Annotated in this window: 6 protein-coding genes; 5 read left to right on the top strand and 1 reads right to left on the bottom strand. The window is 71.0% G+C overall.

Annotated elements, in window-relative coordinates; translation table 11 throughout:
* Positions 1-2673, top strand: a 2673-nt coding sequence (locus tag N790_RS01470) for a sensor domain-containing diguanylate cyclase (protein ID WP_156969876.1), incomplete at its 5' end; no start/stop codon positions are given.
* On the opposite strand, the gene N790_RS01465 is transcribed toward N790_RS01470, so the two are convergent.
* A complete protein-coding gene (locus tag N790_RS01465) occupies positions 2670-4337 on the bottom strand; it encodes a POTRA domain-containing protein (RefSeq protein WP_043799939.1) in 1668 nt (555 codons plus the stop codon). The genes N790_RS01470 and N790_RS01465 overlap by 4 nt on opposite strands.
* Positions 4338-4489: 152 nt before the next feature.
* Between N790_RS01465 and N790_RS01460 the strand changes: the two genes are divergently transcribed.
* The 4 genes from N790_RS01460 to N790_RS01445 all read left to right on the top strand — a co-directional run.
* A complete protein-coding gene (locus N790_RS01460) occupies positions 4490-5662 on the top strand; it encodes an EAL domain-containing response regulator (RefSeq protein ID WP_169742128.1) in 1173 nt (390 codons plus the stop codon).
* Between the two features lie 8 nt (positions 5663-5670).
* Positions 5671-8529, top strand: coding sequence for an ATP-binding protein (locus tag N790_RS15040; protein WP_052385584.1), 2859 nt, complete (start codon positions 5671-5673; stop codon positions 8527-8529).
* A 103-nt stretch (positions 8530-8632) separates the two neighbouring features.
* Complete coding sequence (locus N790_RS01450) at positions 8633-10498, top strand: hypothetical protein (RefSeq protein WP_043799935.1); 1866 nt, start codon at positions 8633-8635, stop codon at positions 10496-10498.
* A gap of 155 nt (positions 10499-10653) precedes the next feature.
* A partial coding sequence (locus tag N790_RS01445; RefSeq protein WP_043799933.1) for a hypothetical protein occupies positions 10654-11706 on the top strand: 1053 nt, incomplete at its 3' end.

The raw sequence follows: 11706 nt of genomic DNA, 5'->3' as shown, positions 1-11706 counted from the left end.
CCCGGCCAGGCCCGCGTGCTCTGCGACGCCCCGGGCGCCGCCGCCTGGCTGCTGCCCGCGCCCGGCGCCTGCCTGCCCGAGCCCACGCCGGCCCAGCAGCAGCTGCTCGACCTGGGCGCGCGCCGTTTCCGCGACCTGTTCGCCTTCAAGCACCTCTCGGCCTCGGTGCAGGCGCTGGCGCAGGCGGAGAAGCTGCAGCGCGCGCTGTTCGCCATCGCCGACCTCGCCGGCTCGGACCGCGACATGACCACCATGCTGCGCGGCCTGCACGAAATCATCGGCCAGCTGATGTACGCCGAGAACCTGTTCATCGCGCTCTATGAGCCCAGCACCGACAGCCTGCGTTTCCTCTACTTCGCCGACACCGTGGACAAGGAAGAGCCGCTGCCGGGCGAGGAAATGCCGCTCTCGGCGCTCGACCGCGGGCTCACCTGGTACCTGGTGAACGACTGCAAGCCGCTGATGGGCTCGATGGAGGCCATGCGCCGGCAGGTGTCGGGCCCGCTGGTGCTGCACGGCGCCGAGGCGCACGACTGGCTGGGCGTGCCCATGGTGCGCGACGGCCGCGCGGCCGGCGTGCTGGTGGTGCAGAGTTACGTCGAAGGCATCGAATACACCGAATCCGACCGCGCCGTGCTGGCCTTCGTGGCCGAACACGTGCTCACCGCGGTGGAACGCAAGCAGGGCCAGGCGCGGCTGGAGCAGCACGTGGCCGAACGCACCCGCCAGCTGGCCGACGCCAATGCCGAGCTGAAGCAGCAGGTGGCGCAGCGCGAGCGCGCCGAGCACCTGCAGGCCACGCTCTACCGCATCGCGGCGCTGACCAACACCGAGCAGAGCAGCGAGGACTTCTACCGCCACGTGCACCAGGCGGTGTCGGAGCTGATCAACGCCGAGAACTTCTACATCGGCCTGGTGGCCGAGGGCGGCGCGCGCCTGGATTTCCCCTACCACGTGGACGCCGTGAACCCGTCGGTGGGCTCGCGGGCCTTCGGCCGGGGCGTCACCGAGTACGTCATCCGCCAGGGCAAGCCGGTGCTGCTGGACCGCGCCGGGATGGAGGAGCTGGCCGCGCGCGGCGAGATCCAGTTCGGCTCCCCCCGGCAGGGCTACGGCCAGCCTTCGCTGTGGTGGCTGGGCGTGCCGCTGCGCGGCGCGGACGGCGTGATCGGCGCGCTGGCGGTGCAGAGCTACCGCAGCGACCTGAACTACGACTGGGGCGACGCCGAGCTGCTGACCTTCGTCTCCAACCAGATCGCCAACAGCCTGCAGCGGCGGGAGCACGCCGAAGCCTTGCGCCGCCTGAATTCCGAACTCGAACAGCGGGTGCAGGAGCGCACCCGCGAGCTGCGCGAGCAGATCGCCGTGCGCGAACAGGTCGAGGCGCGGCTGCAGCACGAAGTCATGCACGACCCGCTCACCGGCCTGCCCAACCGCCTGTACCTGCGCGACCGGCTCGAGCGCGCGCTGGCCAGCCAGCGCCGCAACCCCGGCCAGCAGTTCGCACTGATGTACCTGGACGTGGACCGCTTCAAGCTCTTCAACGACAGCCTGGGCCACCTGGCCGGCGACGAGGTGCTGCGCGAGGTGGCGCGCCGCCTGCAGTCCTGCGTGCGCGAACCCGACGTGGTGGCGCGCCTGTCGGGCGACGAATTCGCCGTGCTGCTCGAACACAGCCCGCTGCCGCAGACCGCCTGCAAGGTGGCCGCGCGCATCCAGAAGGCGCTGCAGGCGCCCATGCAGGTCGGTGGCCGCGAGCTGCAGGCTTCGGCCAGCATCGGCATCGCGCTCGGCGACCGCCGCCATGCCAACACCGACGCCGTGCTGCACGACGCCGACGTGGCGCTCTACCGCGCCAAGGCCGCCGGGCGCCAGCGCTTCGTGCTGTTCGACGAATCCCTGCACCGCAACGCCATGGACGTGCTCGACCTGGAGCACCAGCTGCGCGCGGCGCTGGCGAACGCGGAATTCGAGCCGCACTTCCAGCCCATCGTCGGCCTGGCCGACGGCGCGGTGGCGGGCTACGAAGCGTTGGTGCGCTGGCGCCACCCGGCCCGCGGCCTGCTGGCGCCGGGCGAATTCCTGCCGGTGGCCGAGGAATGCGGCCTGCTCGAGGCCATCGACTGGCAGCTCTACCGTGCCGCCCTGCGCGAGGCGGCCCCGCTGCTGCGCGGCGGCGGCTACCTGACCATCAACGTCTCGCCCCGGCACTTCCAGGACGAGTCCTTCGACCAGCGCCTGCTGGCACTGGCCGCCGACACCGGCTTCGACCCGCGCCGGCTGCGCGTCGAGGTCACCGAAGGCACCCTGCTGGGCGACCCCGAATCGGTGGCGCGCCTCCTCGGCCGCCTGCGCGAGGCCGGCGTGGACGCGGCGCTCGACGACTTCGGCACCGGCTATTCCTCGCTCGGCCACGTGCACCGCTTCCCGCTGCGCATGATCAAGATCGACCGCAGCTTCGTCGCGCCGCTGGGTGGCGACGTGGCCGACCGCAGCTCGGCCATCGTCAGCGCGATCCTGGCACTGGCCAGTTCGCTGGCGCTGGAGGTGGTGGCCGAAGGCGTGGAGAACGAAGCCCAGCGCCAAGCCCTGCTGGCCATGGGCTGCACGCAGGCGCAGGGATATTACTTCGGGCGCCCGCAGCCGGCGGCGCACTGGGAGGCGCGCGGCTAGAACTCGCGCCGCGCCTCGATCACCACCGACACCTTGTCCAGCGCCGGGTCGTCGTCCAGCGGCACCGCCAGGTCGACGTGGATCATGCGCGCGAAGGACGAGCGCGTATTGCCCAGCCGCAGGCCTACGCCCAGGTCGGCCATCAGGCCGGGGTTGTCGCCGCCCAGCGCGTCGCGGCCCCAGGTGCGGCCCACGTCCAGGAACACCGCGCCGCCCACCCGGAACAGCCGGCCCGGGTACCAGTCGGTGAAGTAGCGCCGCTCCAGGCCCAGGCGCGCCCAGCTGTGGCCGTTGGCCCAACGGTCGGGATAGCCGCGAAGGCCGGTGTCGCTGCCCAGGGTGGGGCGGCCGTCGAGGTCGAGCTGGTAGCCGCGCTCGCCTTCCAGCACGGCGTAGAAAAGCTGGCGGTCGTCGATCTGGCGATAGAAGCGCGCGCGCGCGCCGAGCGTGGCGTCGCGCGCGCGGCCCTGTTCGAGGCGGCCGGCGGAGTGCGCGTCCAGGCGCAGCAGGTCGCGTTCGCCCACCGGATAACCACGGCTGGCTTCGATTTCCCACCAGGCCGCGTCGCGGTCGCTGCCCAGGCTTTCGCCGGCCCAGCCCAGCCGCGCGGTCCAGCGCAGGCCCAGGCGCACGTCCTCGGTCACGCCGATCTGGTCGCGGTTGCGCAGCACGGCCCAGTCGTCCTGCTGCCACTCCACGCCGGCCCAGGGACCGACCAGGTGGCGGTCTTCCGGCACCGGCCCCACCAGCGCCGGGTCGGTGGAGGGCGCGAAGCGGCGCTGCTGCTCGCGCAGGCCGAAGCGCCAGCGGCGCACGCGGTTGCCGTCCAGGCCGGCCGAGGCGCCCCACCACACTTCCACGTCGCGGTTGCGCTGGCGGTATTCGGCCACCTTGTCGCCGCGCACGTAGAACGGCTCTTCGCTCGCCTGCCGGTCCACCGACAGGCCCCAGGCGCGGCGCGTGCCCAGGGCGTAGAACGGCTGGCCGATGGCCACGGCCCAGCCGCTGCCGTCGCTGGTGTCGCGCAGCTGCGTTTCCAGTCCCACCCAGCGGCCGAACTGGTGGTCGTGGCGCCAGGTGAGGCGGGTTTCGTCGCGGTCGCGGCGGCTGCGCTGGGCGATCGAAAAGCGCGCGCCGGTGCCCAGCACGTTGCCTTCCTCCAGCTCGATGCCGTATTCGCTGTCGCCGCCGCCCACGTTGCCCTGCACGCCGGGGTTGAGCGTCCAGGCGTCCCAGGTTTCCACCACCACGTCGACGCGGCCGTCGCCGCGCGGGACCGCGCGTACCTCGGCTTCGCGCAGGTAGCCCTGGGCGCGCAGCAGGCGCGCCGTTTCCTCGAGCAGGGCGGGCTGGTACGGGTCGCCGGGCGCGAACAGGAGCAGGCGTTCCACCACCGGTTCGCGGGTGCGCCGGTGCAGGCGGTTGGCGAAGCGGTAGGCCTTCTTGTTCTCGCCCTCGATGCCGGTGTCGAAGACGTCATGGCGGACGATGGTGACTTCGCCGATGGTTGCGCCCGGGGATTGCGCGGCCCGCGCCGCGGCGCCGTCGCTGGCCGCCGCCGGCACCATGGCCAGCCACAGGGCCAGCGCGAGGCCGCCGCGGGACCGCGGCCGCGTTGGCTTGCGGGAGGGGCCTGGCGCTGCCACCGGGACGTCGAAGCTCATGCCTTCATGCTGTCAGAAAAATTCGTGGCCCGGGGGCTCAGGACTGCCCGGTCCGTCACGCCCCCGGGCTTTCAACCTGAACAGGCGGCGGGTACAGTCGGCGGACGCGATACAGGGGTGACGGCGTTATGAGCCTGGCGGGCTTGCGGGTCATGCTGGTCGAAGACCATGGGTTCCAGCGCCGGCTGGGGCTGCGCCTGTTGTCCGACCTCGGCCTCACCGGCCTGCACGAAGCCGCCGACGGCTTCCAGGCGCTCGACCTGCTGCGCGGCCTGCCCGAACCGCCCGACGTGGTGCTGGTGGACCTGGACATGCCCGGCATGGACGGCGTTGAGTTCATTGGCATCGTCGCCCAGGAACGGCTGGCGAATTCGATCGCCGTGGTCAGCGCCATGGAGCCGGCCCTGCTGCACACCGTGCAGGTGATGGCGAAGGCTTCGGGCCTGCGCGTGCTGGGCTGCATCGAAAAGCCGCTGACGCCCGGCAAGCTCACCACCGTGCTGTCGCTTTACGAAAGCGACGCCAGCCACGCCGTGGCCGCCGCCGACGTCGAGGTCACGCTCGATCAGGCCCGCGAGGCGCTCGCGCGCGGCGAGATCCAGGCTTTCTTCCAGCCGCAGGCCGAATTCGGCAACGGCAAGATCATCGGCGTCGAGGCGCTGGCGCGCTGGCGCCTGGCCGACGGCCACATGGTGCCGCCGGCGGTGTTCGTGCCGATCATGGAAGCCGGCGGGCTCATCGACGAACTCACCAGCCTGATGCTGGTGCAGTCCTGCGCGTGGTCCAAGCGCTGGCAGGCGCGCGGGCTCGACCTGAAGGTGTCGGTGAACGTGTCGGCGCAAAACCTCACCGGACCGGAAGTGGCCGACCGCTACGAAGCCGTGCTGCGCGAGCACGGCGTCAGCCCCGAGCGCATCGTGCTCGAGATCACCGAGAGTTCGGTGATGAGCGACACCGCGCGCGGCCTGGGCATGCTGGCGCGCCTGCGCCTGAAGGGCTTCGGCCTGAGCGTGGACGATTTCGGCACCGGGTATTCGTCGCTGTCGCAGCTCTCGCAGATCCCCTTCACCGAGCTCAAGATCGACCGCGGCTTCGTCTCGGGCGCGCCGACCCAGCCGCGCAAGCGCGCCATGATCGAAACCAGCCTCGACCTCGCCCGCAAGCTGGGCCTGGCCGTGGTGGCCGAAGGCGTCGAGACCATCGACGAGTGGCAGCTGCTGGCCCAGCTGGGCTGCACCTACGCCCAGGGCTACCTCATTTCGGCGCCGGTTCCGGGCGAACAGCTGCCCGACGCCATCCAGCGCTGGCGCCAGACCCACCACTAGGGCGCCGCATGGCCGCCCCGCGCCGCCCGCGCTTCGGCATCCGCCTCCAGCTGCTGGGCCTGTTCGGCCTGCTGCTGCTGACCGGCGCCACGGTGCTGGCGCTGGACGAGATCGAACGCCAGCACAACCAGCGCGCCCTGCTCGAACTCAAGGACGAATCGCTGGCCGGCCTGCGCCGCATCAAGGCGGTGTCGGACGCCTATGGCCTGGACGTGGTGGACACCACCTTCCGCGTCCGCAATTACCTGATCAGCTGGGAAGAAGGCGCGCAGGTGCTGGCGAACGCGCGCCTGCGCATCCGCGAGCACTGGAACGAGCTCGAGCAGCTGCCGCTGACCGCCGAGCAGGAAGCGCTGTTCGCCCAGGTCCGCCACGCACGGGTGCGCGCCGACACGGCGGCCGAGACCCTGGCGAAGATCCTGGAGCAGCAGGACATCGTGGCGCTCGGGCGCTTCGCCGACACCGAGCTCTACCCGGCCATCGACCCGGTCACCACGCGCATGAAGCTGCTGGGCGACCTGGAAATGATCGAGGCCGAGCAGAAGGTGCGCGCGCAGGCCGAGCGGGCCAGTCGTGCCTCGCTGCTGCGCATCCTGGCCAGCCTGGTGACGCTGGTGGTGGTCGCGGTGGTCGGGCAGAAGCTGCTGCGAAACATCTACAAGGGCGTCGAGGGACTGACGGCGCTGACCCAGCAGATGCGCCGGCACGACTACCAGGGCGTGCCGCGCTTCGTGCCCTCGGGCGAACTGGGCGAAGTGATGGACGCCTTCCTGGGCATGCGCGACGACGTGCGCAAGTTCGAGGCCGAACTCAACGAGCAGCTGGCCCGCACCGAGCAGGTGCGCGCCGCGCTGCAGGAAAGCGAGGTGTTCCAGCGTTCGCTGTTCGCGGCGGCGCGGGTGGCCATCATCTCGCTCGACCTCGAGGCGCGCTTCACCACCTTCAATCCCTACGCCGAGCGGCTCACCGGCTACCGCGCCGAGGAAATCATCGGCCAGCGCAGCACCAACCGCCTGTTGCTGCCGGAAGAAGTGGCGAAGGTGGCCGCGCAGCTGTCGCAGGCGCTGGACCGGCCGGTGGCGGCCGACGCCAGCCTGATCCCGGTACTGGTCGAACAGGGCTCGCCGCCGCTGGAATGGACCTTCGTGCGCAAGGACGGCAGCCACGTACCGGTGCTGCTGGCCACGTCGCCCATGCGCGACGGCAGCGGCAAGGTGGTGGGTTACCTGGCGGTCGCCACCGACCTCACCCTGATCAAGCAGCTCGAACAGCGCCTGCGCGCCAGCGAGGCGCGCGCGCTCGAGGCCAGCGAGGCCAAGAGTAGCTTCGTGGCGGCCATGAGCCACGAGATCCGCACGCCCATGATCGGCGTCACCGGCATGCTCGAGGTGCTCTCGCACAGCCGCCTCGACGAGGACCAGCGCCGCACCATCCAGGTGATCCAGCAGTCGGCGCGATCGCTGCTGCAGATCATCGGCGACATCCTGGATTTCTCGAAGGTCGAGGCCGGCCGGCTCGAGCTCACGCCCACCACGGTGTCGCTGCCGCGGCTGCTGCAGTCCACCGTGGCGAATTTCAGCGGCTCGGCCTCGAGCAAGGGCCTGGTGCTGCTGTGCGAGGTGGACGACCGCATCGGCCCGGCGCACGTGGCCGACGGCCTGCGCCTGCGCCAGGTGCTGTCGAACTTCCTGTCGAACGCGATCAAGTTCACCGAGAAGGGCGTGGTCGAGGCGGCGCTGGAATGGCAGGGCCGCGAGGGCGGGGGCGATCGCGTCTGCTTCCGCGTCACCGACACCGGCATCGGCGTCACGCGCGAGCAGCAGGCGCGGCTGTTCCAGGCCTTCGCCCAGGCCGAAGGCAGCACCACGCGGCGCTTCGGCGGCACCGGCCTGGGCCTGGTCATCTCGCGCCGCCTGGCCGAGCTGATGGGCGGCGAAGTGGCGATGGAAAGCACGCCCGGCGCCGGCACCACGCTGCGCCTGTGCCTGGTGCTGCCGCGCGGCGAGGTGGAAAACCTGGAGCCGGAGGTCGCGCCCGACCCGAGCCAGGGTTTCCTGGCGCGCCCGCTGCCGTCGGTGGAGCAGGCCCTGGCCGAGGACAGCCTGGTGCTGATCGTCGACGACCACCCCACCAACCGCCTGGTGGTGGCGCGCCAGCTGGCCCTGGCCGGCTACGCCAGCGAAAGCGCCGAGGACGGCCGCAAGGGCCTGGAGGCCTGGCGCACCGGCCGCTACGCCCTGGTGCTTTCCGACGTGCACATGCCGGTGATGGACGGCTACGAATTCGCCCGCGCCCTGCGCGAGGAAGAAGCCCGCGACGGCAAGCCGCACACGCCGGTGGTGGCGCTCACCGCCGCCGCCCTGAAGGGCGAGGCCGAGCGCTGCCTGGCCGCCGGCATGGACGCCTACCTGGCCAAGCCGGTGTCCATCCCCGAGCTGGTGGCCACCCTGCAGCGCTGGCTGCCGCACACCGTGCCCCTGCTGGCCGACATGAAAGCGCCGCTGCCACTGCCGCAGCTGCACGGCGAACCGCTGCCGGTGGACCCGGCGGTGCTGGGCCCGCTGACCGGTGGCGACCCGGCCGAGGCGAAGGCGGTGCTGGAGGATTTCCTGGCCACCACGGCCGAGGACCTGGCCGGCCTGGTGGCCGCCCGCGCCGCCGGCGACCTGGCCGCGGCGGCCCGGCAGGCCCACAAGATCAAGGGCGCCTCGCGCCTGGTCGGCGCCCTGCCCCTGGGCGACGCCGCGGCCGCGGCCGAAGCGGCGGCCAAGGCCGGCGACTGGGCCGCCGTGCTGCCCTGCGTGGCCGATGTGGAAACCGCGGTGGAGCGGCTGAAACGGCATGTGGCGGACAAGCCGGCCATCTGATTTGCCGGCCCCTGGCCAGCCCTTGCATGCCGCCCCGGCGGCGGGATAATCCGCCCGTTATCGGGAATTAGCAGTTCGAAACCTCATCTCCAGGGAGTCATCCGTGACCAAGCCTTCCGTTCTTTTCATCGCCCTGTCCGCCGCGCTTGCGGTCTCGGCGGCCCACGCCGCCACCACCCCGCAGGACGAGCTCGCCGCCAAGCAGCGCGCGATGGCGGAAGCAGCCGCCAAGCCCGTCGCCCGCGCCGGCATCCGCACCAAGGACATCGAGATCGCGACCGGCGACACCACGGGCGCGCCGGTCTGGAACCGTCCGCTCTCCGACTTCAGCGGCCTGTCCGGCACCGGCACCGCCGTGCCTTACGTCGTGCACCCGTTCATCGTCTCCGCCAACGACACCTGCAGCGTGGCGCTGGATCCGCTGGCCGGGCACGACACCTTCCTCTTCATCTACGAGAACGCCTTCGACCCGCTCGACCCGCTGACCAACGGCGTGGACGGCGACGACGACGGCGGTGGCTTCCCCAACTCCCTGATCGACCCGGTGGCCCTGAACGCGGGCACCACCTACTACGCGATCTCCACCGGCTACTCGAACGGGTCCTTCGGCCCCTATGACCTCACCATCGACTGCCCGGTCGCCAACGTGACCTACGCGGGCGGCGTGATGCTGACCAACCCGGCCAGCAACAATCCCATCCGCGTCGCCGAAGAGCTGGTCATCCCGCCGGCGCGCACCATCACCAATGCCGGCAACCTCGACATCACCACCGAGGTCGATTACTCCTTCTCGCCGGGTGAAGTGCGCTACGCGCGCCTGCACTGCCCGGGCGTCACCTTCGCCCCGGGCACCACCGTGACCTACAGCGGCGACCCGTCGAACCTGATCGGCGCGGTCAACACCTCGGCCGACGGTTCGATCTACTTCTCCATCACCGCCGGCGCCACCCCGGTGGTCGAGAACGACCTGCTGATCGTCGACGGCGACCGCACCCTCAACGCCAAGGCGCCGGTGGATTGCACCTACGGCCTGTACGACTTCCCGTCTCAGGCGCAGGCGGGCGGCGCCACCGGCCGCGTGGCCACCACGTCCGGTGCCTACATCCGCTTCGCCCCCAGCTACGCGCTGGCGGTGGACAACCAGGGCAACCCGGTCGCCAACGTCGAGTCCGCGGACCCGGCCTACAGCGAATTCGTGGGGGGCGCCCCGACCTTCGACATCCTGCTGGGCCAGGTCGGCGGCTTCAGCTACGGCACGGCGGGCCAGGTGCTGGGCGGCGGCCAGCCGATCACGCTCGACGGCAACGCCATCGAACTGGTGGACCTGATGGACGCCGACACCGCGCTGGTGTTCAGCGGCGACTTCGAGGCGGCGTCCGACGTGTTCTTCAGCCCGAACGCGGATTGCTCCGTGAACATCCAGTCGGCCGACAGCTTCGACGACACCGAGGCCGTGTTCACCATCGGCAGCAACGCCGCCATGGACCACTTCCTGTGCTACGCCGCGGGCGGCGACCCGATCCGCGCCAGCGAGTTCACCGTGGCCCTGGCCCCGGTGTCGGCCGATGCGACCACCTATGCCGTGTCCGGCCGTGGCCCGCTGGACCTGGGCGTGATCACCCGCAACGGCACCGAGCTGCAGGCCCCGCTGGCCCAGGTCCCGGCCAACTACCTGAGCCGCATGGTGCTCACCAACACCGGTACGCAGGATCGTCCGTACGAGATCGCGGTGCTCGGCGAGACCGGCAACGTCATCTCCACGGCCAACCTCACCGGCATGGTGCCGGCGGGCGGCACCACGGTGGTGGACCTGACCAGCGTGCTGACCGGCTTCACGGCGGCCCCGCGCGCGACCCTGAACGTGACCATTTCCGGCCCGAACAGCCAGATCCAGGGCCTGTACCAGATCGTCAACCCGGACTCGGGCACGATCAGCAACCACGTGATGGTTCGCCCGGGCAGCAACTGATACCCGCCGGGAGAGCGGTGGCGGCCGGAGCCGCTCCTGCCGGAAAGCCAAAGGAAGGGCCCGCGGAAGCGGGCCCTTCTTTCTTGGCCGATCGGCGGCCAAGGGCGCGTTCCGACCTTTACAGGCCCAAGGCCGTATCGAGAGAGGGAGCACCCGTGAAACAGCATTCCATCCTGGTGGCGGCGATCGCCCTGGCGCTGCCGGCCTTCGCGCAAGCGCAGCAAATCGACGACGTGGGCGGCCAGGCGCGGCCCGCGCCGGCCGCCCAGCCCAAGCCGGCGCCGGCTGGCGCCTTCGAAAAGGCCCTGGTCAACGCCGGCGTCGTCTTCGACGGCGACGACCCGATCATGTCGCCGCGCTTCTTCCGCTCCGGCACCCCCGGCGACGCCTGCGCGGAATTCTCGTCCGGCGACTTCCAGTACCGGACCTACCCGTTCATGACCGACGCCAGCGGCAGCCTGGGCATCGCGGTCAACACCAACAGCTGCGGCGTCAACGTCTACTTCACCGTGCACGAGGCGTCGTTCAACCCGGGCAACATCTGCGAGAACTACGTCTGGTCGTATGGCTCGTCCACCACGACGTTTTCGGACAGCTTCGCGGTGACGCCGAACACGCCGATGGTGCTGGTGGCCAGCGGCGTGCCCAACGCGCCGAACGTGGTCTGCGGTCCGATCACCTTCGAACTCGACGGCGTCGCCAAGGGCAGCCTGTCCGGCGCCGGCAGCAACAATCCGGTGCTGGTGGCCGAAGAGCTGGTGATCCCGCCCTCGCGCACCCTCACCAACTCCTCCAATACGCTCGACATCAGCACGCCCCTGGCCTACTCGTTCTCGCCCGGCGAGGTGCGTTACGCGCGCCTGCATTGCCCGGGCGCGCAGTTCGCGCCGGGCTCCGTGGTCACGTTCACGGGCGACGCCTCGAACCTGATCGGTTCCGTCAACGGCGTCGGCTCCGATGCCATCTACTTCTCCATCACCGCCGGCGCCACGCCGGCCGTCGCCGACGACATGCTGGTGGTGGACGGCGACCGCATCCTCACGGCCAAGGCCCCGGTGGACTGCACCTACGGCCTGTACGACTTCCCGTCGCAGGCGCAGGCGGGCGGTGCCACCGGCCGCGTGGCCACCACGTCCGGCGCCTACATCCGCTTCGCGCCGAGCTATGCGCTGCGCGTCACCGGCGAAGGCAACCCGGTCGCCAACGTC

The organism is Arenimonas malthae CC-JY-1 (genome assembly GCF_000747075.1).
Lineage (GTDB): Bacteria > Pseudomonadota > Gammaproteobacteria > Xanthomonadales > Xanthomonadaceae > Arenimonas > Arenimonas malthae.
This window is presented reverse-complemented; position numbering and strand designations above follow the sequence as displayed.